We start from the raw sequence: 22,911 nt of genomic DNA on the forward strand, positions 1-22,911 counted from the left end.
TTGATCGTGCCCGTCGCGATCGAAGAAGGCTTGCGCTTTGCCATCCGTGAGGGTGGCCGCACGGTCGGCTCTGGTGTCGTCACCAAGATCATAGCGTAAAGGGTACGTACCCTGGGTAGGTTACACTCGCTAGCGTAGTGTTTTATAGAGGAACACCATGGCCAAACAGAAGGTGCGTATTCGCCTCAAGGCATACGACCACAAAATCCTGGATCAGTCGGCACGCCAGATTGTTGACGCTGCCGAACGGACTGGTGCGTTGGTCGCCGGCCCTGTGCCGTTGCCAACCCGCATCGAGAAGTATAGTGTGATGCGTTCACCGTTTATCGATAAAGACTCGCAGGAACAGTTTGAAATTCGTACGCATAAACGCTTAATCGACGTGCTGGATCCGAGTCAGCAGACGATTAATGCGTTGATGAAACTCAACTTGCCCGCTGGTGTTGATATCGAGATCAAACTGTAGTCGTAACTGAAAGAAAAGGCAGCCGCTGCGCAACGACGTAAGCTGCGGAGGTAGCAGTATGGTTCATGGAATGTTGGGTCGCAAGGTGGGGATGATGCAGGTCTTCACCGAAAAAGGGGAGGTTGTCCCTGTTACGGTGATTAACGCTGGGCCCTGCGTTGTGACACAGGTACGCGTAGCTGAACGCGATGGCTACGATGCAGTGCAGATCGGCTTTGAAGAAGTTCCAGCTCGTAAGTTGACTAGGCCTCAGCAGGGTCACTTGAAGCCAGCTGGCGTCCTACTCCGCATTTTGCGTGAATTCAGTGCCGATCACCCACAAGACCATAAGCCTGGCGATGTTATCAAAGCTGATCTCTTCCAGCCCGGTCAGAAGGTTGATATTGCGGGTAATTCCAAGGGTCGCGGTTTTGCCGGCGTTGTCAAACGCCACGGCTTCCGCGGTGGCCCCAAGACCCACGGACAGAGTGATCGCCATCGTGCCCCGGGTTCGATTGGTGCCGGCACGACCCCCGGTCGGGTCTGGAAGGGGCAGAAGATGGCCGGTCGTATGGGTGGCAAACGGGTGATGGTTCAGAATCTCGAAGTGGTTGATGTGCTGCCCGAGAAAAACCTCATCCTGGTCAAGGGCTCTGTCCCTGGTGCCCGCAACGGCCTGTTGCAGATCCGCAAGGCAGTGAAGGGCTAAGGGGGAACAAAATGCAGGCAGAGTTGTATAACCAGTCAGGTGAGCAGATCGGGACGATCGAGCTCAATGCGTATATCTTTGGGGTTGAGCCAAATGTGACGTTGATGCATCAGTACGTGGTGATGCAGCACGCCAATGCTCGCCTTGGGACACATAGTACGCGTGGACGTAGTGAAGTCAGAGGTAGTACCCGCAAGCTCTATCGTCAGAAGGGTACCGGTCGTGCGCGCCAGGGTTCGGCACGTGCCCCCCATCGCACCGGTGGTGGCGTTGCTCACGGTCCGCACCCGCGCTCCTATCGGCTCAATATGCCCCGCAAGATGCGTCGGCTTGCCGTGCGCTCTGCTCTTTCGGTCAAATACGCGGCGGCTCAGATCCGCTTTGTTGACGACCTGAGTTTCGAGCGCCCACGTACCAAAGATGCGCTTGCGTTTCTCAACGCACATGGACTGGAGGGTAAAACCCTGATCGTGCTCGATAGCAAGAGTGAGCAAAATATGATTGTCCGCCGCTCGGCGAGCAATCTTCCCAAAGTTGGAACCCTGCTTGCCAGTTATCTCAATGTGCGCGATCTTCTGCACTACGATAATATTGTGATGCCGCAAGCCGCGTTGACCGTGGTGGAAAGCATCCTGGGTAATGGCACCGGCGCGGCGGCGGCGGTGAGCGAGGAGGAGTAGCGATGCCAACGCCGCACGAAATTATTGTGCGCCCTCTCATCACTGAGAAGAATACGAGCCTTATGGAGTATGGCAAGTATTCGTTTGAGGTGCTCCGTGGTTCTTCGAAACCGGAGATTAAGAACGCGGTCGAGACAATCTTCAATGTCACCGTGTTGAAAGTTCATACCATGGCGGTGCATGGTAAGATGAAGCGCCGTGGTCGTGAGTCTGGCTATACCCGCGATTGGAAAAAAGCGATTGTCACGCTCGCTCCGGGTGATCGTATCGAGATCTTCGAGAGCTAACGGAGGAGATCTATGGGTGTGCGCAAATATAAACCAACTTCGGCAGGTCGCCGGAATATGTCAGTCTCAACCTTTGATGAACTGACGAAGAAGCGCCCTGAACCGGGTTTGATCGAACCCCTGCGTAAACGCGCCGGGCGTAATAATCGGGGGCGCATTACCGTGCGCCATCGTGGCGGTGGCCACAAGCGCTTTTATCGCATTATTGATTTCAAGCGCAATAAGATCGGTATTCCTGGCAAGGTTCAGGCACTCGAGTACGATCCTAATCGCTCGGCTCGCATTGCCCTGATTGCCTATGCCGATGGCGAAAAACGCTATATCATCGCTCCAGTTGGCCTGAAGGTCGGCGATCAGGTGATGAGTGGGCCTAATGCTGATATCCGAGTGGGCAATGCGCTGCCACTGAGTGCTATTCCCCTTGGTACGCAGATCCATAATGTCGAACTCGAAATCGGCCGCGGTGGGGTGCTGGTGCGGAGCGCCGGTACGTCGGCTCAGTTGATGGCAAAAGAGGGCGATTATGCCACGCTGCGGATGCCTTCGGGTGAAATGCGGATGATCCACGTCCGTTGTATGGCGACGATTGGCCAGGTTGGCAACCCCGATCATCAGAATGTCCGCATTGGTAAAGCAGGGCGTTCGCGTTGGCTCGGTCGCCGCCCAACTGTCCGCGGTACGGTGATGAACCCCCGTGACCATCCCCACGGTGGTGGTGAAGGCCGCGCACCAATTGGAATGAGTACGCCAAAGACCAAATGGGGCAAGCCAGCCCGTGGGGTCAAAACTCGCAATAACAAGCGCAGTGATCCCTTCATTGTGCGTCGGCGCAAGCCAAACCGTGGCTAAGGTAGTGATGGAGGAGTGTTATGTCCCGTTCGTCCAAGAAGGGGCCGTACGTAGATATTAAACTGCTTGAGCGGATCGAGGGCATGAACCGCGCGAATGAAAAGCGGGTGTTGCGCACCTGGTCGCGTGACTCGACTGTCTTTCCGCAGATGATTGGACACACGATCGCAGTGCATGATGGCCGCCGCCATGTGCCGGTCTATGTCACCGAAAATATGGTTGGCCATAAGCTTGGTGAGTTTGCCCCCACCCGCCTCTTTCGTGGTCACGGTGGCAAGAAGGCTGATAAGCGCGGTAAGATGAAGTAGGCTAGGCCACAGCAAGCCGTTCGGCTTCCTGTGGTACAATGGACGGGTTTGTGCCTCGTGCTGCCCGTGCCTGGAGTACAAACGAGTACAATGATGGAAGTCAAAGCTGTTACCCGTTATGTGCGCATCTCGCCGCTCAAAGTCCGTCTGGTGATGGATGTCGTGCGTGGGATGCCTGTGGATAAAGCCCTGGCAACGCTCAATTATATGCCCCAAAAGGCGGCACGTGAGGTCGCCCGTACGATTAAGTCGGCTGCCGCCAACGCTGAGCATAATTTCGATCTTGATCGCGATGCCCTCACGATCAAACAGATTTATGCCGATCAGGGGCCGGTGCTCAAGCGCTTTATGCCTCGTGCCCGCGGTATGGCAAATCAGATTCGTAAGCCGACTACCCATATTACGGTGATCGTTGATGATGGATCTGAGTACTAAGAGCCTTTCCGGGACCATCGTCTCGGCTAGCCTGGTGGCTCACGATAAGTAGGTGGCCCGGATTGATGCGAAGTACCAGAAGTGAGGAGGTCCTCGTTGGGACGTAAAGTGCATCCGATAGGCTTTCGCCTCGGTTATATCAAAGATTGGCAGTCCAAGTGGTTTGCCGAGGGCGACATGTATACGGCGCAACTTCACGATGACCTTGCCCTCCGCAAGTTGATCGCGAAGGAGTTGGCGAATGCCGGGGTTTCGCGGATTGAGATCGAGCGCTCGGCTAATAAGGTCGAGGTGACCGTCTATACCGCGAAACCAGGGATTGTGATTGGCAAACGTGGTGCAAATGTTGATCTGCTCAAGAGTACGCTTGAACAGCGTACAGGCAAAAAGATTAAGCTGAATATTCAAGAAATCCATCAGCCTGAACTGGATGCCCAGCTTGTTGCCGAAAGTATCGCTGAGCAGATTAGCAAGCGTGTTAGTTATAAGCGTGCGATGAAGCAGGCTGTGCAACGGGCGATGCGCCTCGGTGCTCAGGGCGTGCGCATCAAGTGCTCGGGTCGCCTCGGCGGTGCCGAGATGTCGCGCATCCAGAGTGAGAGTGAAGGTCGGGTGCCCCGCCATACCCTGCGCGCTGATATTGATTACGCTCAGGTTCATGCCCATACGACGTATGGACGCATCGGCGTCAAGGTCTGGATCTATAAGGGCGAGGTCTTTCCTGATCAACTCGCGAAGCTCCAGGCTGAACAACAACTTGCAGCTTCGAGCCAACCCGAGCGCAGTGAGCGCGGTGAGCGCGGTGAGCGCCGTCCGAGGAGGGGTGATAATGCTTCTGCCTAAGCGTACGAAATATCGCAAGATGCAAAAAGGTCGCAGCGAAGGCCTCTCCTATCGTGGCAATAGCGTTGCGTTTGGTGATTATGGGCTTATGGCGCTCGAGCCAGTCTGGATGACTAGTCGCCAGATCGAGGCGGCCCGCCGTGCAATTACCGGTTATGTGAAGCGTGGCGGTAAGGTCTGGATTCGAATCTTTCCCGATAAGCCTGTTACCCAAAAACCTGCCGAGACCCGTATGGGTGGTGGCAAGGGGAGTGTTGATCACTGGGTGGCTGTGGTCAAACCAGGACGTGTGATGTTTGAACTGGCGGGTGTCCGCGAAGATATTGCTCTTGAGGCGATGCGCCGCGCTGCCCAGAAATTGCCGATTAAGTGCAAAGTCATTACACGCGATGAAGTTGAAACGGAGGTGAGCAGTGAAGAAAGCGAGTGAACTGCGTAGCCTCGAAGACCCTGAATTGCGTGATCAACTCAAGGCAAATCTTGAAGAGTTGTTCAATCTGCGCTTTCAGAAGGTCATGGGGCGAATGACCAATACCGCTCGCCCGCGCCAGGTCAAAAAAGAGATCGCACGGATCAAGACCATCTTGCGTGAGCGAGAGTTGGAGCAGGAGTAGGCGATGAGCGAGTTGGTACAGCAAGGCCCACGCAAAGTCCAGAAGATTGGCCGGGTCGTAAGCGATAAGATGGAAAAAACAGTGGTGGTGGCCGTCGATTATCTCAAGCCCCATCCCCTCTATCGCAAGATTATTCGGAAAACTAGTAAGTTTCACGCCCACGATGAAGAGAATGCGTGTAAAGTGGGCGATCTGGTGCGAATTGAAGAGACTCGACCCCTCAGTCGCACGAAACGGTGGAGGGTCATCGAGATTATGCAACGTGGCGAGGAGTAACTGCTATGATCCAGCCTCAGTCACGCCTGAAGGTGGCCGATAATACCGGGGCCAAGCAGATTATGTGCATCCGTGTGCTCGGTGGCTCATGGGTGAAGTATGGTCGCGTTGGCGATGTCATTGTCGCTAGCGTGAAGCAAGCTGCACCCGGTGGATCGGTTAAAAAAGGCGAAGTTGTACGGGCCGTGATTATCCGTACCGCGAAAGAGTTTGGCCGCTCTGATGGTTCGCATATCCGCTTTGATGATAATGCGGCCGTCATTATTGGGAAAGAGAATAATCCTCGCGGTACCCGTATTTTTGGCCCGGTGGCGCGTGAACTGCGCGAAAAACAGTTTATGCGCATTATTTCCCTGGCCCCTGAGGTGCTCTGAAAGACGTGTGACTCGCGTCTTGTACCGCCGCTTAAGCGGCAAGGTGGTGCACAGTTTCTACGGTAACTGGCCACCTAACCAGGAGAATGTCTTATGCATGTCAAGACCGGAGATGAAGTCCTGATCATCACGGGCAAAGATAAGGGCCGCAGCGGTAAGATTAAACGGATGCTTCCGTCTGAGGGCCGTGTGGTGGTTGAGGGTCTCAATATCGTGAAACGGCATACCAAAGCTCGTGGCCCCGGTAAGCCCGCTGGCATTATTGATCTTGAGGCGTCCCTTGATGTGTCCAATGTGATGCTCATTTGCCCTAGCTGCAAGCGCGCTTCACGCACTGGGCACCGCTTTCTCGAAGAGACTGACCATAAAGGTCGGCCCCGTAAGGTTCGTTTCTGTAAGGCTTGTGACGCGACTATTGATTAGGACGTTTATCAGGGCCGGAGTCGTCTCGTGGTTCGATGCCTCCAAGCCCCTGGAGATGTAGCATGACCGTTCGTTTGCGCGAGAAGTATCAGCAAGAGGTTATCCCCGCGCTGATGCAAGAATTTAAGTTCACGTCAGTGATGCAGGCCCCCCGGCTCACCAAGATGGTGGTCAATATTGGTGTCGGTGAGGCAGTGCAAAATTCTAAGGCGCTTGATGCCGCCGTGAATGATCTGACGATCATTACCGCTCAGAAACCCGTGATTACCCGGGCGCGTAAGTCCGTTGCTTCGTTTAAGCTCCGTGAAGGGATGCCTATTGGGGTGATGGTGACGATTCGCGGGAATCGCATGTATGACTTCTATGATCGTCTGGTTAATTTGGCCCTGCCCCGCATTCGTGATTTTCGTGGGGTGAGCCGCCGTTCCTTTGATGGCCGTGGTAACTATAGCCTCGGCCTCCGTGAGCAAATTGTGTTCCCTGATATCGACTACGATAAGATTGATAAGCTCCGTGGCATGGAGGTGGTCATTGTGACGACTGCCCCCGATGATGCTCAGGCCTATGCCTTGCTCAAGCGCCTCGGAATGCCATTTCGTGATTAGTCTGGACCAGGAGCGAAGGCTTACCAGTCCAACGGTTTAGGAGGAAATACCTTGGCGAAGACGTCCTGGATCGTTCGTTCAGAACGCCCACAAAAATATAAGGTGCGTGAGTATAACCGCTGTAAGGTATGTGGTCGTTCGCGCGGCTATATGCGTAAGTTCGGCATGTGTCGCATCTGCTTCCGTGAACATGCGCTCAAGGGCATGATTCCGGGTGTGGTCAAGTCGAGCTGGTAATAGCATCTGTGAGGAGGCTCGCTGTGAGCGTGAACGATCCCATTGGTGATATGCTGACTCGTATCCGTAATGCCTGTATGGCCCGCAAGATGGTCGTTGATGTTCCAGCATCAAAGATGAAAATTGCGATTGCGGATATTCTCAAGCATGAGGGTTTTATCAAAGATTACACCGTGATCGAGGGGACGCCGTATCATACGATCTCGATTACGCTGAAGTATATGCCGGATCGGCGCCCGGCTATTACTGGCCTGCGCCGGGTGAGTAAGCCGGGTTTGCGGATCTATACCGGTCGTGATGAAATTCCGCGTGTCCGTGGTGGCCTGGGTCTCAGTATTCTCTCGACACCCAAGGGGGTGCTCGCTGGTCACGACGCCTGGCGCGAGCGCGTGGGCGGTGAGGTGCTCTGCTATATCTGGTAGAGCCTACAGGGAGGCTACAATGTCGCGAATTGGAAAAAAACCAATCACCCTCCCCAAGGGTGTGGACGTGCAGATTGCTGAGGGAAATCTGGTGACGGTGAAGGGCGCTAAAGGAACCCTCACCCAGCAATTGCATCCCGATATGATTATTGTGCAGCAAAATGGTGAGTTGACCGTGCAACGGCCCTCTGATACCAAGTTGCACAAGTCGCTCCACGGTCTGACGCGTACGCTGATCGCGAATATGGTGGTCGGTGTGACTGATGGCTGGCAGCGTGCCCTCGAGATTAATGGCGTTGGCTATCGGGCGGTGCTCGAAGGTCAGACGCTGGTGCTTAGCCTGGGCTTTTCACATCAGGTGCGTCGTGAGCCGCCACCAAATGTGCAGTATGTCGTCGGTGAGCGCAAGAGCGCGAATGAGCCGCTCGGGTTGATCGTCCGAGGAATCGATAAGCAGGTTGTTGGGGAAGAGGCGTCCCGCATTCGAGCGCTTCGTCCACCTGAACCCTATAAGGGGAAGGGTGTGAAGTATGCCGAAGAGAAGGTACGTCGTAAGGCTGGTAAGGCTGGTAAAGCACGGTAGTGCAAGGAAGATAGACGTATGGCAAGGCGATCTCCCCGTGAGTTGCGTGTCCGGCGCCACTTTCGCCTGCGAAAGCGGGTCAGTGGTACTCCGGAACGCCCACGGCTCAATGTTTTTCGCAGCAATGCCCATATCTATGCCCAGGTGATTGATGATGTTGTTGGTCAGACCCTGGCTGCTGCATCATCGAATGAAAAGGGTTGGGCGGGCGAAGTAGGAACCAAGACCGCTGAGGCCGCTGTGGTGGGCCGGCTTGTCGCCGAGCGCGCCATCGCAGCCGGGGTCTCGAAGGTGGTCTTTGACCGCGGTGGCTATAAATATCACGGTCGTGTGAAGGCGCTCGCTGAGGCGGCGCGTGAAGCTGGCCTGAACTTCTAATGGCCCCCAAGGGCCACACGTGCGGAGGCAATGTGAGACGAGAACGTATTAACGCCGATGCCCTTGAGCTCGAAGAGCGAGTTGTCCAGATCAATCGTGTTTCCAAAGTGGTCAAGGGCGGTCGCCGCTTTAGCTTTAGCACCGTGGTGGTGGTGGGCGATGGCAAGGGCCACGTGGGTGTCGGTATGGGGAAGGCGTCTGAGGTTCCTGAAGCTATCCGCAAGGGGACTGAGGCCGCCAAGAAGAATTTGATCCGTGTGCCTCTTGTGGGCAGTACGGTGCCCCACGATGTGCAGACGAAGTACGCTGCCACGAAGGTGATGATCCGCCCCGCTGCCCCCGGTACCGGGGTGATCGCCGGACGTGGGGTTCGCCCGGTCGTTGAGGCCGCCGGGATCAAGGATGTGCTCTCCAAGGTCTATGGCAGCAATAATCCGGTGAATGTGGTCAAGGCTGCGTTCCAGGCCCTCAGTGAACTCAGTTCGCTCAGTGATATGGCCCGACGCCGCGATATGACGCCGCAAGAGTTGCTCGCACGCCGTAGTCGCCGGGAGCCTGCACCTGCCAAGGAGGAGACGTCGGTATGAGCAAGCTGCGTATCACGTACCGTAAAAGTATGATTGGTTATGCGAAAGACCAGAAAGAGACGATTCATTCGCTTGGTCTACGGCGCCTTGGCCAGTCAACGATTAAACCCGATAATCCGTCGATCCGGGGCATGATCTTTAAGGTTAGGCACCTTGTGGTCGTTGAGGAATTACCTGATGAGGTGACAGCATGAAGCTGCACGATCTGCGCCCCGCCGAGGGCTCGCACCGCAAAAGCAAACGCGTCGGTCGCGGTCATGGCTCGGGCAAAGGCAAGACGAGCGGCAAAGGTATGATGGGCCAGAAAGCCCGCCGTGGCCCCGGCCCCTATCGTACCTTTGAAGGTGGGCAAAATCGCCTCGTGAAGCGAATGCCTTTCCGTCGCGGTTTTACGAATATTTTTGGGATCGAGTACGAAATTGTTAATCTCGATCGCCTGGCGGCATGGCCCCAGGACGTTGAGGTGACGCCTGAAGCGCTGCTTGAACGGCGCGTCGTCCGTAAGAAGAATCTTCCTGTCAAGGTGCTTGGTCAGGGTGAGCTTGCGTTGCCCTTGACGGTCAAGGCACATAAATTTTCGGCCAGTGCCAAAGCAAAGATCGAAGCTGCTGGCGGCACCGTGGTTGAGTTGCCATGGGTCGTTGAACGTCACTCGCGCTCACGAGGGCCAAACCCCGCGATGCGCAATGCCCAGCCGCGTGAGTCCAAACGCACGCGCGAGCAGGTTTGATTTTTTCATATAAGGGATACATAACCAATGCTCCAGGCTCTTGTTCGCGCCATTCAGTTGCCCGATCTGCGAAGACGTGTTCTCTTTACCCTGGGAATGTTGATTGTCTTTCGCTTTATCGCGCATATCCCGGTGCCGAATATTAATCCTGACTCCCTCCAGCAGTTGCGTGATGCGCTGGCTTCGAACCAGTTGGCGCAGTTGCTCAATATCTTTGCGGGTGGGGCACTGCAGAATTTCTCGGTCGCGGCTATGGGGGTCTATCCCTATATTACCGCTACGATTATCATGCAGTTGCTCCAACCACTCATTCCTGCGCTTCAGGAGTTGCAAAAAGAGGGTGAGCAGGGTCGCCAGCGTTTGACCCGGTATCAGGTTATTTTGACCATTCCACTCGCGTTTTTGCAGGCCTATGGTCAGACCCTGACCCTCGAACGAACGATTAATCCGACTGGTGATCCTTTCCAGTCGCTCTTTCGCTCGCCTTTTGATCTGGTTAGTAACTTTTTTCCTACCTTTACGATCCTCGTTTCGATGGTCGCAGGGACAATGTTGCTGGTCTGGCTCGGTGAGCAGATTAATGAGCGTGGCATCGGGCAGGGCATTTCGGTAATTATCTTCGGCGGCATTGTTTCTGGTTTGCCAGGACTCTTGGTGCAGGGTTGGCAGATTAGCTCCACTGGTGATGTGGGGACGATCCTGGGGCTGATTGGGTTCCTGGTGATCGCGTTGCTGACGATCGTGGGCATTATCTTGATCCAGGAGGGTCAACGCCGCCTGCCTGTCCAGTATGCGAAACGTGTCCGTGGCAATAAAGTCTACGGTGGGCAGAGTAGCCATATCCCGCTGAAGGTCAATATGGCTGGGATGATCCCACTTATCTTTGCCCAGAGCATTATTATCTTCCCTGGGATCGTTGCTTCCTGGTTCTACCGTGAAGGTGAACCTGGCATTGGCAACGCCATTGCGGGCTTCTTTTATAATACCTTTAACCCGACAGGGGTGGGTGGTGGCTTTGTCTATATTTCGTTGCTTTTCCTGCTGACCGTGGGCTTTACCTACTTTTATACGATGGTGCTTTTTCAACAGCAGGATATTCCAGATAATCTGCAGCGCAATGGGGGTTTCATTCCCGGTATTCGTCCAGGGAAAAATACCGAGATCTATCTCAAGCGGGTGTTGAACCGGATCACGCTTGCCGGTGCGCTCTTCCTTGGTTTGATTGCTGTCTTGCCCTTTATTACGCAGTCGATTACCGGGCTACAACTCGGTCTGGGCAGTACAGCACTTCTCATTGTCGTGGGTGTGGCTGTGGATACAATGCGCCAGCTCGAATCGCAGTTGATCATGCGTGACTATGAGGGTTTCTTGAGCCGGTAGATGTGGAAGGTGGCGCGGGCGCTGCTCGCCTCCACCTTCTGCACCTCATTGTATCGGAGCAGCTTACAATATGGTAGTATCAGGGCTGATGTCTGGCAATGATGCCCTGAGATCGACCTTCAAAGTAGTCTTCTCAGGCTGAGCATCAACCGTATGGGTTGCGCCGAGGGGTGTTGCAATCTACTGAGCGAAAAGAGAGTTGTTATGACGACCAACGTAATCTTGCTAGGGCCTCCAGGAGCTGGGAAAGGGACACAGGCAAAAACGCTCGCGGAACGTACCTCATTGTCTCATGTTGCCAGTGGTGATCTCTTCCGGGCTGCCCTGCGTGAAGGCACCGAGCTCGGCATGCTTGCCAAATCATACATGGATCGCGGCGAACTGGTGCCTGATGAAGTGGTCATTAATATGATCCTTGAGCGTATTCAGGCTCCTGATTGTCTGGCCGGGGTCATCTTTGATGGCTTTCCTCGTACGCGTGAACAAGCCGTGGCCCTCGGTGAGTCGCTCGCCGCCCACGATAGCAAGATCGATGCTGTGCTCTACCTTAGTGTGCCGAATGAGGTGCTCCTCCGGCGGATCGCTGGCCGTCAGACTTGCAAAACCTGTGGAGCTACGTATAATATCTATTACTTCCCGTCCCATCGGCCGGGAATTTGTGATGCCTGTGGCGGCAAACTCTATCAGCGGAGCGATGATTCGATGGAGACGGCGCAGCATCGTCTTGATGTCTATTTTGAACAGACGATGCCTTTGATTGAGTATTATCAGCGCCAGGGTATTTTGCACGAAATTGATGGACAACGTGAAATTACCTGGGTAAATGAAGAAATGCTGAAAGCTTTGAGCCAGTATCTGGTTACATCGCCTCAGCCAGAGGAGTGATATGTCGAAAAAGAAGGATGTGATCGAGATGGAGGGCACTATTACGGAGCCGCTGCCCAATGCGATGTTCCGTGTAGAGCTTGAGAATGGCCATGAGGTGCTTGCCCATATTTCGGGCAAAATGCGCATGAACTATATACGTATTTTGAAGGGTGATCGGGTGCTTGTTGAGCTTTCACCATATGATCTAACCCGTGGGCGTATTACATATCGTTACAAATAAGGCGTGAGCGATGGTGTGGTTTTCGGGAGCATCGACTGCCGGAAGCCATATCGATATGGGAAAAATCGCTTGGGTGAGATACGAAGAAGGAGGCTGTTGTGAAAGTACGCGCTTCAGTAAAGCCTCGCTGTGAATATTGCAAGGTAATCAAGCGTAAGGGTGTGATCCGTGTGATCTGCTCACGTACGCCCAAGCATAAACAGCGTCAGGGCTAAGGTATACACATTGGGAAGGATCGGGTTGGTTGATCCAGACCAGCCACGGCTTCGTACACGAGGATAACACATGGGTTCTCGTATCCGTGCTTGACTAGAAGCCGGGTAAGGTTCCAGGAGGACGAAAAGTTCATGGCACGAATCGCCGGGGTTGATATCCCCCGCAACAAGAAGGTTGGCATCTCGATTACCTATATCTATGGGATCGGGCGCTCGAATGGCACCGATGTTTTGCGTAAAGCAAATGTCAATCCTGATGCGCGGGTACGCGATCTGACCGAAGAAGAAGTCGGTCGTATCCGTGAAGTGGTTGATCGTGAGTATCGCGTCGAGGGTGACCTGCGTCGTGAGGTGCAACTCAATATCAAGCGTTTGATGGATATCGGTTGCTATCGCGGCCTCCGTCATCGCCGTGGGATGCCTTTACGTGGTCAGCGTACCCGTACCAATGCCCGTACGCGCCGTGGCCGTAAGGGACAGGCCATTGGGATCAAGAAGAAGGCCAAGAAGTAAGCGCGATCCGACAACTTTTGTGGGCACAGGTTGGTGCAATGCACCTGGCCTGTGTTCGTGTGTGTTGAAAAAGCTCAGGGTAGTCAGTCAGTTAGGTAAGGAGAGCGAACATGCCCCCAAAGGGACAGAAGAGTGGAGCAGCGAGTCGGCAGCGCGGCAAGCGTCGTGAACGCAAAAATGTGCCCCGTGGCCAGGCACACGTGCTGAGCACTTTTAATAATACGATTGTCACGATCACTGATCCACAGGGTGCAGTGATTTGCTGGGCTAGCGCCGGGCAGTCAGGCTTCAAGGGTTCACGCAAGAGTACCCCCTATGCGGCCCAGGTGACCGCTGATACCGCAGCCCGCAAGGCGATGGAAAACGGGATGCGTTCACTTGAGGTCTTCGTCAAAGGTCCTGGCTCTGGGCGTGAAGCAGCAATCCGGTCGCTCCAATCGGCTGGTTTGCAGGTCTCATCGATTACTGATGTGACGCCAATTCCGCACAATGGGTGTCGTCCACCCAAGCGGCGGCGTGTGTAGTGATCGTGGATATTGGTGTGATCCGGCGAGATGTTGTGCGGACGGTACCGCAGGGTTGTTGGCCCTGGCGCCCCCCGCGCTGACAGAAAGCGCCCTTCTCGTCGCAGTAGTAGGAATAGTTGCTGTTTTTGGGGCAGCGTTTGGCTGTCTCGGCTATGGAGGTTGTAAGCAGGTATGGCGCGTTATCATGGACCGGTCGGCAAGGTTAGCCGACGGCTTGGCATTGGCATTACCGAAAAGGGTCAGCGCATTCTGAATAAGCGCCCCTTTCCCCCTGGACAACACGGCCCGTCGGCTCGTCGCCGTCAGGTCTCTGACTATGGATTGCAGTTGCTTGAAAAGCAAAAGGCAAAATATATTTATGGCGTGCTAGAACGACAGTTTCGCCGCACGTTTGAACAGGCTTCACGGCGCAGTGGTGTGACAGGTGAGTACCTGCTCAGCTTGCTCGAGCGTCGTCTTGATAATGTAGTCTATCGGCTTGGCTTGGCCACGACTCGTGCTCAGGCCCGCCAGCTTGTGGCCCATGGACATATTATGGTTGATGGCCGGAAGACGAATATTCCCTCGTATACGGTCAAGATTGGGCAGACGATTTCGATTCGCCCCGAGAGTCGCCGTCGAACCTATTTTAAGAATCTGGTTGATAGTGGTGAACTGAATAAGTATCGGGCTCCTGAATGGCTGCGCCTTGATCCTGCTGAAATGACGGGGACGATTCTTTCGTTGCCCCGCCGTGAAGATGCAGAGGCTGGCATTAATGAGCAGTTGATCGTTGAGTTCTACAGCCGCTAGACCAGCGCGATGGATGTCGGCTGGCGCGACGGTAGCTGTGGGTGCCGTATGCCAGGATGGTTATTCGTGTTCAGAGGGCGAACGGTCGCTTGCTGTTACGGTGATCTTCTGGTTGTGCCTGATGCTGGTAAGCCGTGTCAACCCCGGCTTCTGTCTGCGACTGCTATAAAGGAGGCGTGACGTGCTTGACATCGCCATGCCCAAGATCGAGGTTGTGCAGACGGCCGAGAACTACGGGCAGTTTCGAATCGAGCCCCTTGACCCAGGCTATGGTCATACGCTCGGCAATGCATTGCGACGAGTCTTGCTCTCGTCTATCCCAGGATATGCGATCACCAGAATTAAGCTTGCAGGCATATTTCAAGAGTTTGCACTGCTTGAGGGTGTCAGAGAAGATGTGACCGAGTTTGTCTTGAATGTCAAAGGGGTGCGTCTCCGTGTCCATGGCCATCAGCCGGTCAAGCTTCAGTTGAGTCGCCACGGTGCGGGCTATGTGGCCGCTGGCGATTTGATTGTTCCTGATAATGTGGAGGTGATCAACCCTGATCACTACCTCTGCACGCTTGAAACAGATGATGCTCGCTTTGAGGTTGAGATGACGGTGGAACAGGGGCGTGGCTATCTTGCTGCTGATCAGCGTGAGATTGTACCGCTCGGTGAAATGCCTGTTGATGCGATCTTTACGCCTGTGCCACGAGTCATCTATACGGTACAGAATACGCGTATCGGGCAGGCAACCGACTTTGATCGTCTGCTGCTTGAAGTTTGGACCGATGGGACGATCAAACCTGGTGATGCCTTGAGCTATGCGGCCCGCGTCCTAGTGCAGTATAGCCAGACCGTAGCTGATTTTAATCGGCTGGGGGCTGAACCCGAGCCTCAGTTGGCCCCGAGTGGGCTCACTATTCCGGCGGATGTGTATGATAAAACCATTGAGGAACTGGATCTTTCGACCCGCACCTATAATTGTCTGAAACGTGCCGAAATTACACGGGTTGGCCAGGTTCTGCAAATGGATGAAAAAGCGCTGCTTTCGGTACGAAATCTCGGCCAGAAATCAATGGAAGAGATTCGCGATCGCTTGATCGAGCGTGGGTATATTCCACGGCTGACGACAGCCCTGGATGGAGTGTAAGTGTAGGGCAATGAGTGGCCGCAAGGTTGCTGATTGCGCTGGTGAGGATATAAGTATGCGACACCGACACGCTGGTAAGTTGCTCGGCCGTTCGTATGAGCACCGCAAGGCGCTCTATCGCAATTTGATGATTGCCCTGATCGAGCATCGCAAGATTACAACCACCCTCGCGAAGGCGAAGGCCGTTCAGCCCGAGATGGAAAAATTGATTACGCTGGCCCGTGAGGATACCCCTCATACGCGGCGGATGGCCTTGTCGAAGCTGTCAAGCAAAGATGCCATGCGTAAGCTCTTTACCTTTGCGCCTCTCGACTATGCGGATCGTAATGGGGGCTATACCCGCATTACCAAGCTCGGCCCCCGCCTTGGTGATGGGGCACCAATGGCCGTTATCGAGTTGATCTGATGCGAAATATTGCGCTGCTGCTCGCCTATGATGGCACTGACTTTATTGGCTCGCAGTGGCAAAATCAGGGCCGCTCCGTACAGGGTGCCCTGGAAGAAGCCTGGGAGGCCCTGACGCAGGAACAGAAACGGATAACCCTTTCGGGACGCACTGATGCCGGTGTGCATGCCTATGCTCAGGTGGCAAGTATCCGTAGCACGACCCGTCATCCTCCCTTGACGATTGTCCGTGGTTTGAATGCTAGGTTGCCCGAGGATCTGCGCGTACAGGATGCTTGTGAGGTTACGCCCGATTTTCATGCTCGTCATAGCGCAATCAGGCGCGACTATCGTTATCTGCTTGATGCGAGTATGGTGCCTCTGCCTGCCTTGCGTCATATGGTATTGCATGTGGAAGGACGTCTGGATCTGGCGCAGATGGCTGAGGCACTGCAGCTTCTGGAAGGGACGCATGATTTTGCAGCCTTTACGGTGCAGTCACCTGACCAGAAACGTACGGTTCGTACGATGCATTGTGCCAAGTTGACCGAGATCGAATTGCTGGGCCGCCGTTTGATTGCGCTTGAAGTAGCTGCAAATGCGTTTTTACAGCATATGGTGCGGGTGATCGTTGGTACCGTGCTGTTGGTGGGGCGGGGACGAATGACGGTGAGTGCGTTTCAGCAGGTGCTCGAACGCGGCGAACGTAAAGCGGCAGGGCCAACCGCTGCGGCCCACGGGCTCACCTTGATGGCGGTACACTATCCGCCCGGCCTGGTGCGCTGGGAGAGTAGACAGGCGTGAGCCTCTCACGAGCAATAAGGATTGGAAACAGTGAAAACATATCATCAGAAAGCCTCTGAAATCCAGCGTGATTGGTATGTCGTTGATGCGACCGACCAGGTGCTGGGGCGTTTCGCAACGCAGATTGCGACGTTGTTGCGCGGCAAGCATAAGCCAACCTATACACCCTCCAATGATGGTGGAGATTTTGTCGTGGTTGTCAATTGCGAGAAGATCAAAATCATGGGCCGTAAGGCCGATCAGAAGATCTATTATCGTCATACCGGCTATCCTGGGGGGCTGAAAGCCACCCCCTACCGGATGATGCTCGCCAAACATCCGGATCGTATTTTGCGTACCGCTGTGAAGGGTATGCTGCCGAAAAATCGTATGGGCCGTCGCCTGCTTGGCAAGTTGCGTATCTATGCTGGCCCGAACCATCCGCACGCCGCTCAGCAACCCAAGATTTGGACGCCCCGTTATAGCTAAGGAGAGCTCGCCCTATGGAGGCTAAACGCTACTATCAAGGAACCGGACGACGTAAGACGTCGGTGGCGCGTGTGCGCCTCTTCCCTGGCAATGGGGAGATCGTAGTCAATAATAAGACCCCCGAAGACTATTTTGGCCCTCGCGATCTGTTGCAGCACGAGATTCGTTCGCCACTGCAATTGACTGAGATGCTGTCGAGTTTCAATGTCCTGGTGAAGGTTCATGGTGGTGGTGTCCACAGCCAGGCTGGCGCAATGCGCCACGGGATTGCACGGGCCTTGCTTGATCATGATCCTGAATTGCGCCCGGTGTTGAAAAAGGCAGGCTTCTTGACGCGCGATCCGCGTGTGAAAGAGCGCAAGAAACCTGGTCTTAAGCGGGCTCGTAAGGCTCCGCAGTATACCAAGCGGTAGCAATGTTCCTGTGCTGGCAAATAAGAGCGCAGAGTGCTCTTGTTTGCCAGTACCAGATGGGGAACCTGATGCGAGTAATTACAGGTCGCGCCAAAGGCCATAAACTCAAAGCCCCGAAAGGTATGGGCACGCGCCCGATGCTTGACCGGGTCAAAGAGTCGCTTTTTTCGGTGCTTGAAGGGTATCGTCCGATTCGTGGACGGGTGCTTGACCTGTATGCTGGTACCGGATCACTCGGGATCGAGTTACTCTCGCGTGGGGCAAGCTTCGCTGACTTCGTTGAACAGAATCCTCATGTCTGTTCGATTATTCGGGGCAATCTTGCTCATACCAGGCTTGATGCTTGTGCCCGAGTGCATCATATGCCAGTTGAACGGTTTCTTCAGGCCCATCGTGGCAGTTCCGCCTATGACTATATTGTGATGGATCCACCCTATGCTGACCCGATGATCGAGCAAACAATCGCGACAATTGCGACAGGGGCTTTTGGACATTCTGATATGCTGCTGATTGTTGGGCATTCGCCACGGGTGGAACTGGCCGAACAATATGCCGACGTGACACGGATCAAATTTCGTCGCCTCGGTGATTCTTGCTTTTCCATCTATGTGTATGGCGAAGAGGAAGCACAGGCTGAAGGGTTGACAACCGAAGAGGCAGCGTTCCCCACGGTACCATAGTTCGCATCAGTAGTGGGGTCTCGTCGCGAAGGAGAGCCAGGCCTGTCATGCGTATTGCAGTCTATCCCGGTAGTTTTGATCCTGTCACGTATGCCCATCTTGAGATTGCCGAGCGTACGTGCCGCATCTTTGACCGCGTTGTGATGGCGGTCTTTGATCAGCCAAAGAAGAACTTGCTCTTTTCAACTGAAGAGCGCTTAGCTCTCTTGCGTGCATCGCTGACCGATCTACCGCAGGTTGAGGCGACCTCTTACACCGGATTGACCGTTGATTTTGCTCGTTCGATCGGGGCGATTGCGCTGGTGCGGGGGCTGCGGACAGTCAGTGACTTCGAGGTTGAATATAATATGGCGCAATTGAACCAGACCCTTGATGCAGAGATCGAAGTGGTGGTTTTGATGGCTAGTCGTCAGTTTGCCCATATTAGCTCGAGTGCGGTTCGTGAAATCGCTGGACTCGGGCGAGACCCGGTCGAGTTTGTCCCGCCACATATTATTCCCGTGTTGCGGCAGAAGTTTGCACAAAGGGGGTGACAGCCATCGAGCTTGATGATTTAATCGACGAGCTAGAGGATGCCCTCGCCGAAGGTCGCCGGGTACCGTTTAGCACACGGCTCCTGGTTGATGAAGAGCGTATGCTCGATATCATTGATCGCATGCGCGTGGCGATTCCTGAGGAACAGAAGCGTGCGCGCCGGATTGTGCAAGAACAGGAACGCTTGATTGCCGAGGCGCAGATGCGCGTGCAACAAGTGCTTGAAGAGCGTGGTCTGATCGAGGCAGTGGAGAGTGAGCGGAGCCGGTTGCTTGAGGCAGCCGAGTATGAAGCCACTCTGGTGCGTGCCGGGGCTGATGACTATGCCCGCCAGGTGCTCGAAGAACTTGATGAGCGCCTGACTCGTCTGGCGACAAGTGTGCGCAATGGCCTCTCGACCCTTGGCACGCGGCACACCGAGGCGGATCACGAAGCTTGACAGGCAAGCCTTCTCTCGCCTATAATGCAGTGTTTGTAGCGCTCTGTTGCATTGCTGCGCTTGTATTGCCATGACTGATCTGAAATTTAATGTTGCGCAACTGCTCCGTGAAGAGATGGGGGCGCGCCGGGATTATACCTTTACCGAAGCGGCCTTGGTTCTTGATGAGCAGTTGATCTTGCGTGACATCAGCGGCAGCGTTCGTTTTACCCGCACGGCGACAGGTGTGTGGGCGAGAGTGCAGGCCGAGGGGGTTGTTCAGCTTCTGTGCGTTCGTTCACTGGAAGAGTTTGAATACCCGGTCACGGTTGAATTTGCCGATCAATTCCATTCGGTGATCGATATCTTCTCTGGGGGGGGCTTGGCACCCCCGATTGAAGAAGATCCGTTCTTTCTCAATGAGTTGCATATGGCCGATATCGGCAAAGCACTCCGTGAGTATACGTTGCTTGAGTTACCGCTCAATCCGGTCAGTCCAGCCTATCGTGATCAACCTATCCAGTATACGGTGCAGTCTGATGGGCTTGAAGCTGAGACCGAAGGTGACGTGGGTGAGGGTGAAGAGACTGAAGTTTCGCTTGAGGCTTTGAAGGCCTGGGCTGAACGCCATAATCGTAAGAATAAGTAGGAGAGCAGAGAGATGGGTGCAGTTCCAAAACGAAAAGTGTCGCGACATCGCCGTGGCAATCGTCGCCAGCATCTGGCCTTGACGCCACCAGTGATCGTGACGTGTCCGGCTTGTGGTAAACCAATGCGCGCTCATTACACCTGCAAAGCCTGTGGTACCTACAAAGGCCGTCAGGTTGTAGTGATGCCCCAGCCAGAATAGGCTGACTGGTGACACTCTCTATGCCACGTTATGCGGCAATTACTGGCTGGGGCCTGGCTGTCCCGCGTCGTGTTGTAACCAATGCTGAGCTTGCTCGGCAGATGGACACTTCTGATGAGTGGATTCAGAGCAGGACGGGGATTGCTCAGCGTTATGTTGCCAGTGCTGATGAGCCGACCTCAATGTTAGCTGCGGCAGCTGGTCGTCATGCTCTGGCGCAAGCCGGTGTGTTGCCTGCGGACGTTGATACGATTATTGTCGCGACGTGTACGCCTGATCGTCCTTTTCCCGCTACTGCGTGCAGTGTTCAACGCTTGCTTGAGATTCCTCGGGCCGGGGCGTTTGATCTTGCCGCCGCGTGTAGCGGGTTTGTGTATGGCTTGAGTGTCGGTTCTAGCCTCGTGCAGAGCGGGATGAGCCGGACGCTTTTGCTTGTCGGGGCCGATATTTTTACCCACCTGATCAACTGGCAGGATCGTAATACGAGTGTCCTGTTTGGTGATGGGGCCGGGGCTGTAGTGCTACAGGCGAGTGAGCAACCCCTGGGGTTGCTTGCCTCAAACGTAGGGTCGTGGGGTGATGGCGAAACTATGATGGCCGTGGATGCTGGTGGGACGCTGCTGCCCGCGACCCCCGAACTGCTGGCACAGGGACGCCAGTATGTCTATATGAACGGGCGTGAAATCTTCAAGCACGCTGTCCGTGGTATGTGTGAATCGTCAGAGCGTGCCCTTGCCGATGCTGGTATCACGCTCGATGAGATCACCCTGGTGGTGCCACATCAGGCCAATGTACGTATTATTGAAGCGGTGGCAAAACGGCTGGGCTTGCCAATGGAACGCTGTTTTGTCAATCTGGATCGTTATGGCAATACATCAGCTGCTTCTGTCCCGATTGCACTCAGCGAGGCGGCCCAGCAGGGACGCATCGTTCCAGGCGATCTCGTGTTGCTGACTGCTTTTGGCGGCGGGTTAACATGGGGGTCGGCGGTGGTACGCTGGGGTAGCCCGGCAGCCCGTGGTTGAGGCGAGCTTACTCGCAGGCATTGTTTGACGATCCGAAACGCAATGACGCAAAGTTGTCAGTCCAGTGCGCGTACGCCCACGTTCTGAACCTTTGCGTTTTTGTGTGTGGGTCACCAAAACCTATGAAAGGTGCAGTGGCATCTCTATGACACAGGCATGGATTTTTCCGGGGCAGGGCTCGCAAATGGTGGGAATGGGGCGGGATCTCTATGATCAATCGCCTGCGGCACGGGCAGTCTTTGATGAGGCTGATGATGTGCTTGGGTTCGCACTGAGCCGTCTCTGTTTCGAGGGGCCTGAGGATGTCTTAATGGCGACCGAGAATGCCCAGCCAGCCCTGCTTACGATGAGCACGGCCGTATTGCGTTCGCTCGAAGAAGCTCGGGGGATGTCGCTACCGCCACCAGCTGCTGTGGCCGGGCATAGTCTTGGGGAATATTCCGCGCTGGTTGCAGGTGGGGCGCTCGATTTTGCCGATGCCGTTCGCCTGGTGCGGCAGCGTGGTGAACTGATGGCCCAGGCCCGTGATGGCAGTATGGCTGCTGTGATCGGGTTACCCGAAGACGATCTCGACCAGGTTTGCCGGGAAGTGAGTGCATCGCTTGCCGATCATCCTGAACCGGTACGGACGATTGTAGTTGCCAACTATAACGCACCTGACCAGTTGGTGATCAGTGGCAGCACCCTGGCTGTTGAGCAGGCCTCGATCCTGGCCAAGATTCGTGGGGCCAAGCGCGTATTGCCGTTGCGGGTAAGTGCCGCCTTTCATTCGCCCTTGATGCGGCATGCCGCTGATGGCATGGCATGGGCAATTCGTTCGGTGGGTGTACGTGATCTGCACATCCCGTTGATTGCGAATGTTACGGCTGAGCCGTTGCTCAAGGCGGACGAGGTGCGTTACGAAGCCGTTGCTCAGGTGGTGGCCCCGGTACGCTGGATTGCGTCGGTACAGCGCATGGTGCAGGATGGCGTCTCAGCCTTTCTTGAGTTGGGCCCGGGCAAAGCGCTTACCGGGCTTGTCCGGCGGATCGCCCCCAACACCCGTTTGATCAACCTCAGCACGAGTGATGATGTCCGTGCCTTTGCCCTTGACCGCGAGGCGGACTAAATCGTCTGGCGCAAAGAAGACCGGTTGTTTGACGCAGAGTGGTTGTGACAAGGCAAAAGCCGGAGGGACTTCCTCCGGCTTTGCACTGAATGAACAAGCTTTGTATTTCACGTAACGACCGATACCAAAAGTTCCAACGTGCGTGCAAGATCCGAGAGACTCCCATGTACGTTCAGTTTAGTGAGCTTCCGTCATACGTACAAGTTTCCCTAGAAATACACCCTTCGTTCAGTTCCCTTCTGATTGCCGACGTGCAAATCCAACCTTATTTGATGCCTCAAGGGTATGTGATCGACCCGTTGAGCAGCTTAAACTCATCTACTTATCTCTAGCAGACCCTAGGCTGCTCCACCATTTGCAGGAACTAGAAGTACTCCTGCTGGCTAGCTTTTGCTTGCGGGTATGGCTCATATCTGTGCGTGGGTTTACTTTACTGTACCACACGGCTTGAGCTTTGCCACGAGAGGCAACCATTGCACGCGCAGAGCATCTGATCACTCAGTCAGCGATCCAGCGCTTGTCTGTCAATCTCCCTATGATAACACCCGGTGCTTATCATATTTCCCCTGACGTACGCAACCCCCTCAAAAAACCTTTTTCTTTACAACGAGAAGATAGCGCTTGTGCGTTTGTTGCACGTTTTCGATTGTTTATGTACTCTGGTTTCGAACTGTTCCCCTGAGGCTTCAGCCAGATCATAGCATTCTTACGCCAAATATGCAAGACTTTCATCGCCTCTTAACGATAATAAACCTTTTTTGGGGCGTTATAC

The 22,911-nt window shown here is 54.7% G+C and carries 40 protein-coding genes and 1 pseudogene; all 41 read left to right on the forward strand.

Features of this window, described 5'->3' with window-relative positions:
• Positions 1 to 99 (forward strand): annotated as a pseudogene (locus EKD05_RS10310) (elongation factor Tu); the annotation flags it as partial.
• Positions 100 to 157: 58 nt separating this feature from the next.
• The gene (rpsJ, locus tag EKD05_RS10315) at positions 158 to 466 is read left to right on the forward strand and encodes a 30S ribosomal protein S10 (RefSeq protein ID WP_097650758.1); all 309 of its coding nucleotides are present in this window, start codon (positions 158 to 160) and stop codon (positions 464 to 466) included.
• A gap of 58 nt (positions 467 to 524) precedes the next feature.
• The gene (rplC, locus tag EKD05_RS10320; RefSeq protein ID WP_097650759.1) at positions 525 to 1,154 is read left to right on the forward strand and encodes a 50S ribosomal protein L3; all 630 of its coding nucleotides are present in this window, start codon (positions 525 to 527) and stop codon (positions 1,152 to 1,154) included.
• A gap of 11 nt (positions 1,155 to 1,165) precedes the next feature.
• Complete coding sequence (gene rplD, locus EKD05_RS10325) at positions 1,166 to 1,834, forward strand: 50S ribosomal protein L4 (RefSeq protein WP_129672356.1); 669 nt, start codon at positions 1,166 to 1,168, stop codon at positions 1,832 to 1,834.
• A 2-nt stretch (positions 1,835 to 1,836) separates the two neighbouring features.
• Positions 1,837 to 2,121 carry a 50S ribosomal protein L23 gene (gene rplW / locus EKD05_RS10330; protein ID WP_129672357.1) on the forward strand — a complete coding sequence of 95 codons (285 nt, stop codon included), beginning with the start codon at positions 1,837 to 1,839 and terminating at the stop codon, positions 2,119 to 2,121.
• Between the two features lie 12 nt (positions 2,122 to 2,133).
• Entirely contained in the window at positions 2,134 to 2,970 is an 837-nt protein-coding gene (gene rplB / locus EKD05_RS10335; RefSeq protein WP_129672358.1) for a 50S ribosomal protein L2, read from the forward strand.
• 20 nt (positions 2,971 to 2,990) lie between these two features.
• A complete protein-coding gene (rpsS, locus tag EKD05_RS10340; RefSeq protein ID WP_097650763.1) occupies positions 2,991 to 3,278 on the forward strand; it encodes a 30S ribosomal protein S19 in 288 nt (95 codons plus the stop codon).
• Between the two features lie 93 nt (positions 3,279 to 3,371).
• A complete protein-coding gene (gene rplV / locus EKD05_RS10345; RefSeq protein WP_129672568.1) occupies positions 3,372 to 3,713 on the forward strand; it encodes a 50S ribosomal protein L22 in 342 nt (113 codons plus the stop codon).
• A 96-nt stretch (positions 3,714 to 3,809) separates the two neighbouring features.
• A complete protein-coding gene (gene rpsC / locus EKD05_RS10350; RefSeq protein WP_129672359.1) occupies positions 3,810 to 4,556 on the forward strand; it encodes a 30S ribosomal protein S3 in 747 nt (248 codons plus the stop codon).
• On the forward strand, positions 4,543 to 4,986 hold the full coding sequence (gene rplP, locus EKD05_RS10355; RefSeq protein WP_129672360.1) for a 50S ribosomal protein L16: 444 nt from the start codon (positions 4,543 to 4,545) through the stop codon (positions 4,984 to 4,986). Before rpsC ends, rplP begins: the two co-directional genes overlap by 14 nt.
• Positions 4,970 to 5,170: a 50S ribosomal protein L29 gene (gene rpmC / locus EKD05_RS10360; protein ID WP_129672361.1), complete on the forward strand. Its 201-nt coding sequence runs from the start codon at positions 4,970 to 4,972 to the stop codon at positions 5,168 to 5,170. Before rplP ends, rpmC begins: the two co-directional genes overlap by 17 nt.
• 3 nt (positions 5,171 to 5,173) lie before the next feature.
• A complete protein-coding gene (gene rpsQ / locus EKD05_RS10365) occupies positions 5,174 to 5,446 on the forward strand; it encodes a 30S ribosomal protein S17 (protein ID WP_129672362.1) in 273 nt (90 codons plus the stop codon).
• Positions 5,447 to 5,451: 5 nt separating this feature from the next.
• Positions 5,452 to 5,820, forward strand: a complete 369-nt coding sequence (gene rplN / locus EKD05_RS10370) for a 50S ribosomal protein L14 (protein WP_129672363.1) — start codon at positions 5,452 to 5,454, stop codon at positions 5,818 to 5,820.
• A gap of 93 nt (positions 5,821 to 5,913) precedes the next feature.
• The gene (gene rplX / locus EKD05_RS10375) at positions 5,914 to 6,243 is read left to right on the forward strand and encodes a 50S ribosomal protein L24 (protein ID WP_129672364.1); all 330 of its coding nucleotides are present in this window, start codon (positions 5,914 to 5,916) and stop codon (positions 6,241 to 6,243) included.
• A 62-nt stretch (positions 6,244 to 6,305) separates the two neighbouring features.
• Entirely contained in the window at positions 6,306 to 6,848 is a 543-nt protein-coding gene (gene rplE / locus EKD05_RS10380; protein ID WP_129672365.1) for a 50S ribosomal protein L5, read from the forward strand.
• Positions 6,849 to 6,899: 51 nt separating this feature from the next.
• Positions 6,900 to 7,085: a type Z 30S ribosomal protein S14 gene (locus tag EKD05_RS10385; RefSeq protein WP_097650772.1), complete on the forward strand. Its 186-nt coding sequence runs from the start codon at positions 6,900 to 6,902 to the stop codon at positions 7,083 to 7,085.
• Positions 7,086 to 7,108: 23 nt separating this feature from the next.
• A complete protein-coding gene (gene rpsH / locus EKD05_RS10390; RefSeq protein WP_129672366.1) occupies positions 7,109 to 7,507 on the forward strand; it encodes a 30S ribosomal protein S8 in 399 nt (132 codons plus the stop codon).
• Positions 7,508 to 7,526: 19 nt separating this feature from the next.
• Positions 7,527 to 8,090, forward strand: coding sequence for a 50S ribosomal protein L6 (gene rplF / locus EKD05_RS10395; RefSeq protein ID WP_129672367.1), 564 nt, complete (start codon positions 7,527 to 7,529; stop codon positions 8,088 to 8,090).
• An 18-nt stretch (positions 8,091 to 8,108) separates the two neighbouring features.
• Positions 8,109 to 8,468 (forward strand): 50S ribosomal protein L18, encoded by a 360-nt coding sequence (gene rplR, locus EKD05_RS10400; protein WP_129672368.1) that lies wholly within the window; start codon positions 8,109 to 8,111, stop codon positions 8,466 to 8,468.
• 32 nt (positions 8,469 to 8,500) lie between these two features.
• Positions 8,501 to 9,055 carry a 30S ribosomal protein S5 gene (gene rpsE / locus EKD05_RS10405; RefSeq protein ID WP_129672369.1) on the forward strand — a complete coding sequence of 185 codons (555 nt, stop codon included), beginning with the start codon at positions 8,501 to 8,503 and terminating at the stop codon, positions 9,053 to 9,055.
• The gene (gene rpmD, locus EKD05_RS10410; protein WP_129672370.1) at positions 9,052 to 9,249 is read left to right on the forward strand and encodes a 50S ribosomal protein L30; all 198 of its coding nucleotides are present in this window, start codon (positions 9,052 to 9,054) and stop codon (positions 9,247 to 9,249) included. The genes rpsE and rpmD overlap by 4 nt, the downstream gene beginning before the upstream one ends.
• Entirely contained in the window at positions 9,246 to 9,785 is a 540-nt protein-coding gene (rplO, locus tag EKD05_RS10415; RefSeq protein WP_129672371.1) for a 50S ribosomal protein L15, read from the forward strand. The genes rpmD and rplO overlap by 4 nt, the downstream gene beginning before the upstream one ends.
• A 27-nt stretch (positions 9,786 to 9,812) precedes the next feature.
• On the forward strand, positions 9,813 to 11,165 hold the full coding sequence (gene secY, locus EKD05_RS10420) for a preprotein translocase subunit SecY (RefSeq protein WP_129672372.1): 1,353 nt from the start codon (positions 9,813 to 9,815) through the stop codon (positions 11,163 to 11,165).
• A 204-nt stretch (positions 11,166 to 11,369) separates the two neighbouring features.
• Positions 11,370 to 12,050 (forward strand): adenylate kinase, encoded by a 681-nt coding sequence (locus tag EKD05_RS10425; protein ID WP_129672373.1) that lies wholly within the window; start codon positions 11,370 to 11,372, stop codon positions 12,048 to 12,050.
• A 1-nt stretch (position 12,051) separates the two neighbouring features.
• On the forward strand, positions 12,052 to 12,273 hold the full coding sequence (gene infA / locus EKD05_RS10430) for a translation initiation factor IF-1 (protein WP_044199231.1): 222 nt from the start codon (positions 12,052 to 12,054) through the stop codon (positions 12,271 to 12,273).
• A 98-nt stretch (positions 12,274 to 12,371) separates the two neighbouring features.
• A complete protein-coding gene (rpmJ, locus tag EKD05_RS10435; RefSeq protein WP_012258254.1) occupies positions 12,372 to 12,488 on the forward strand; it encodes a 50S ribosomal protein L36 in 117 nt (38 codons plus the stop codon).
• 132 nt (positions 12,489 to 12,620) lie between these two features.
• Positions 12,621 to 13,001 (forward strand): 30S ribosomal protein S13, encoded by a 381-nt coding sequence (gene rpsM, locus EKD05_RS10440; RefSeq protein ID WP_129672374.1) that lies wholly within the window; start codon positions 12,621 to 12,623, stop codon positions 12,999 to 13,001.
• Positions 13,002 to 13,111: 110 nt separating this feature from the next.
• Positions 13,112 to 13,525, forward strand: coding sequence for a 30S ribosomal protein S11 (gene rpsK, locus EKD05_RS10445; RefSeq protein WP_097650781.1), 414 nt, complete (start codon positions 13,112 to 13,114; stop codon positions 13,523 to 13,525).
• A 174-nt stretch (positions 13,526 to 13,699) separates the two neighbouring features.
• Complete coding sequence (rpsD, locus tag EKD05_RS10450) at positions 13,700 to 14,320, forward strand: 30S ribosomal protein S4 (RefSeq protein ID WP_129672376.1); 621 nt, start codon at positions 13,700 to 13,702, stop codon at positions 14,318 to 14,320.
• Positions 14,321 to 14,501: 181 nt separating this feature from the next.
• A complete protein-coding gene (locus tag EKD05_RS10455) occupies positions 14,502 to 15,455 on the forward strand; it encodes a DNA-directed RNA polymerase subunit alpha (protein ID WP_129672378.1) in 954 nt (317 codons plus the stop codon).
• Between the two features lie 55 nt (positions 15,456 to 15,510).
• Positions 15,511 to 15,861, forward strand: a complete 351-nt coding sequence (rplQ, locus tag EKD05_RS10460; protein WP_129672380.1) for a 50S ribosomal protein L17 — start codon at positions 15,511 to 15,513, stop codon at positions 15,859 to 15,861.
• Complete coding sequence (gene truA / locus EKD05_RS10465) at positions 15,861 to 16,643, forward strand: tRNA pseudouridine(38-40) synthase TruA (protein ID WP_129672382.1); 783 nt, start codon at positions 15,861 to 15,863, stop codon at positions 16,641 to 16,643. The genes rplQ and truA overlap by 1 nt, the downstream gene beginning before the upstream one ends.
• Before the next feature lie 30 nt (positions 16,644 to 16,673).
• The gene (rplM, locus tag EKD05_RS10470; protein ID WP_129672384.1) at positions 16,674 to 17,111 is read left to right on the forward strand and encodes a 50S ribosomal protein L13; all 438 of its coding nucleotides are present in this window, start codon (positions 16,674 to 16,676) and stop codon (positions 17,109 to 17,111) included.
• Positions 17,112 to 17,125: 14 nt separating this feature from the next.
• Positions 17,126 to 17,524, forward strand: a complete 399-nt coding sequence (rpsI, locus tag EKD05_RS10475) for a 30S ribosomal protein S9 (protein ID WP_097650787.1) — start codon at positions 17,126 to 17,128, stop codon at positions 17,522 to 17,524.
• A gap of 68 nt (positions 17,525 to 17,592) precedes the next feature.
• On the forward strand, positions 17,593 to 18,204 hold the full coding sequence (gene rsmD, locus EKD05_RS10480) for a 16S rRNA (guanine(966)-N(2))-methyltransferase RsmD (RefSeq protein WP_129672386.1): 612 nt from the start codon (positions 17,593 to 17,595) through the stop codon (positions 18,202 to 18,204).
• Between the two features lie 47 nt (positions 18,205 to 18,251).
• Positions 18,252 to 18,737: a pantetheine-phosphate adenylyltransferase gene (gene coaD / locus EKD05_RS10485; RefSeq protein ID WP_097650789.1), complete on the forward strand. Its 486-nt coding sequence runs from the start codon at positions 18,252 to 18,254 to the stop codon at positions 18,735 to 18,737.
• Positions 18,734 to 19,177: a hypothetical protein gene (locus EKD05_RS10490; RefSeq protein WP_129672388.1), complete on the forward strand. Its 444-nt coding sequence runs from the start codon at positions 18,734 to 18,736 to the stop codon at positions 19,175 to 19,177. The genes coaD and EKD05_RS10490 overlap by 4 nt, the downstream gene beginning before the upstream one ends.
• A gap of 70 nt (positions 19,178 to 19,247) precedes the next feature.
• Positions 19,248 to 19,805, forward strand: coding sequence for a DUF177 domain-containing protein (locus tag EKD05_RS10495; protein ID WP_129672390.1), 558 nt, complete (start codon positions 19,248 to 19,250; stop codon positions 19,803 to 19,805).
• A gap of 12 nt (positions 19,806 to 19,817) precedes the next feature.
• Entirely contained in the window at positions 19,818 to 20,006 is a 189-nt protein-coding gene (rpmF, locus tag EKD05_RS10500; RefSeq protein ID WP_129672392.1) for a 50S ribosomal protein L32, read from the forward strand.
• A gap of 20 nt (positions 20,007 to 20,026) precedes the next feature.
• Positions 20,027 to 21,031: a beta-ketoacyl-ACP synthase III gene (locus EKD05_RS10505; RefSeq protein ID WP_129672394.1), complete on the forward strand. Its 1,005-nt coding sequence runs from the start codon at positions 20,027 to 20,029 to the stop codon at positions 21,029 to 21,031.
• Between the two features lie 145 nt (positions 21,032 to 21,176).
• Positions 21,177 to 22,139 (forward strand): ACP S-malonyltransferase, encoded by a 963-nt coding sequence (fabD, locus tag EKD05_RS10510; protein WP_129672396.1) that lies wholly within the window; start codon positions 21,177 to 21,179, stop codon positions 22,137 to 22,139.
• The last annotated feature ends 772 nt before the right edge of the window (positions 22,140 to 22,911 follow it).

It is taken from the genome of Candidatus Chloroploca sp. Khr17, from assembly GCF_004138165.1.
In the GTDB taxonomy this organism is placed as follows: domain Bacteria; phylum Chloroflexota; class Chloroflexia; order Chloroflexales; family Chloroflexaceae; genus Chloroploca.

What these genes read in the sequence shown, in the direction of transcription:
- rpsQ (WP_129672362.1), top strand. Translation starts at nt 5,174, where the DNA reads ATGAGCGAGTTGGTACAGCAAGGCCCACGCAAAGTCCAGAAGATTGGC.
- rpsD (WP_129672376.1), top strand. Translation starts at nt 13,700, where the DNA reads ATGGCGCGTTATCATGGACCGGTCGGCAAGGTTAGCCGACGGCTTGGC.
- secY (WP_129672372.1), top strand. Translation starts at nt 9,813, where the DNA reads ATGCTCCAGGCTCTTGTTCGCGCCATTCAGTTGCCCGATCTGCGAAGA.
- rplX (WP_129672364.1), top strand. Translation starts at nt 5,914, where the DNA reads ATGCATGTCAAGACCGGAGATGAAGTCCTGATCATCACGGGCAAAGAT.
- rplC (WP_097650759.1), top strand. Translation starts at nt 525, where the DNA reads ATGGTTCATGGAATGTTGGGTCGCAAGGTGGGGATGATGCAGGTCTTC.
- EKD05_RS10505 (WP_129672394.1), top strand. Translation starts at nt 20,027, where the DNA reads ATGCCACGTTATGCGGCAATTACTGGCTGGGGCCTGGCTGTCCCGCGT.
- infA (WP_044199231.1), top strand. Translation starts at nt 12,052, where the DNA reads ATGTCGAAAAAGAAGGATGTGATCGAGATGGAGGGCACTATTACGGAG.
- rplN (WP_129672363.1), top strand. Translation starts at nt 5,452, where the DNA reads ATGATCCAGCCTCAGTCACGCCTGAAGGTGGCCGATAATACCGGGGCC.
- EKD05_RS10425 (WP_129672373.1), top strand. Translation starts at nt 11,370, where the DNA reads ATGACGACCAACGTAATCTTGCTAGGGCCTCCAGGAGCTGGGAAAGGG.
- rplW (WP_129672357.1), top strand. Translation starts at nt 1,837, where the DNA reads ATGCCAACGCCGCACGAAATTATTGTGCGCCCTCTCATCACTGAGAAG.
- rsmD (WP_129672386.1), top strand. Translation starts at nt 17,593, where the DNA reads ATGCGAGTAATTACAGGTCGCGCCAAAGGCCATAAACTCAAAGCCCCG.
- fabD (WP_129672396.1), top strand. Translation starts at nt 21,177, where the DNA reads ATGACACAGGCATGGATTTTTCCGGGGCAGGGCTCGCAAATGGTGGGA.
- rplO (WP_129672371.1), top strand. Translation starts at nt 9,246, where the DNA reads ATGAAGCTGCACGATCTGCGCCCCGCCGAGGGCTCGCACCGCAAAAGC.
- coaD (WP_097650789.1), top strand. Translation starts at nt 18,252, where the DNA reads ATGCGTATTGCAGTCTATCCCGGTAGTTTTGATCCTGTCACGTATGCC.
- rplV (WP_129672568.1), top strand. Translation starts at nt 3,372, where the DNA reads ATGGAAGTCAAAGCTGTTACCCGTTATGTGCGCATCTCGCCGCTCAAA.
- rplB (WP_129672358.1), top strand. Translation starts at nt 2,134, where the DNA reads ATGGGTGTGCGCAAATATAAACCAACTTCGGCAGGTCGCCGGAATATG.
- rplR (WP_129672368.1), top strand. Translation starts at nt 8,109, where the DNA reads ATGGCAAGGCGATCTCCCCGTGAGTTGCGTGTCCGGCGCCACTTTCGC.
- EKD05_RS10495 (WP_129672390.1), top strand. Translation starts at nt 19,248, where the DNA reads ATGACTGATCTGAAATTTAATGTTGCGCAACTGCTCCGTGAAGAGATG.
- rplP (WP_129672360.1), top strand. Translation starts at nt 4,543, where the DNA reads ATGCTTCTGCCTAAGCGTACGAAATATCGCAAGATGCAAAAAGGTCGC.
- rpmD (WP_129672370.1), top strand. Translation starts at nt 9,052, where the DNA reads ATGAGCAAGCTGCGTATCACGTACCGTAAAAGTATGATTGGTTATGCG.
- rplD (WP_129672356.1), top strand. Translation starts at nt 1,166, where the DNA reads ATGCAGGCAGAGTTGTATAACCAGTCAGGTGAGCAGATCGGGACGATC.
- rplQ (WP_129672380.1), top strand. Translation starts at nt 15,511, where the DNA reads ATGCGACACCGACACGCTGGTAAGTTGCTCGGCCGTTCGTATGAGCAC.
- rpsM (WP_129672374.1), top strand. Translation starts at nt 12,621, where the DNA reads ATGGCACGAATCGCCGGGGTTGATATCCCCCGCAACAAGAAGGTTGGC.
- rplE (WP_129672365.1), top strand. Translation starts at nt 6,306, where the DNA reads ATGACCGTTCGTTTGCGCGAGAAGTATCAGCAAGAGGTTATCCCCGCG.
- rpmF (WP_129672392.1), top strand. Translation starts at nt 19,818, where the DNA reads ATGGGTGCAGTTCCAAAACGAAAAGTGTCGCGACATCGCCGTGGCAAT.
- truA (WP_129672382.1), top strand. Translation starts at nt 15,861, where the DNA reads ATGCGAAATATTGCGCTGCTGCTCGCCTATGATGGCACTGACTTTATT.
- rpsJ (WP_097650758.1), top strand. Translation starts at nt 158, where the DNA reads ATGGCCAAACAGAAGGTGCGTATTCGCCTCAAGGCATACGACCACAAA.
- rplF (WP_129672367.1), top strand. Translation starts at nt 7,527, where the DNA reads ATGTCGCGAATTGGAAAAAAACCAATCACCCTCCCCAAGGGTGTGGAC.
- rpsI (WP_097650787.1), top strand. Translation starts at nt 17,126, where the DNA reads ATGGAGGCTAAACGCTACTATCAAGGAACCGGACGACGTAAGACGTCG.
- rpsK (WP_097650781.1), top strand. Translation starts at nt 13,112, where the DNA reads ATGCCCCCAAAGGGACAGAAGAGTGGAGCAGCGAGTCGGCAGCGCGGC.
- rpsS (WP_097650763.1), top strand. Translation starts at nt 2,991, where the DNA reads ATGTCCCGTTCGTCCAAGAAGGGGCCGTACGTAGATATTAAACTGCTT.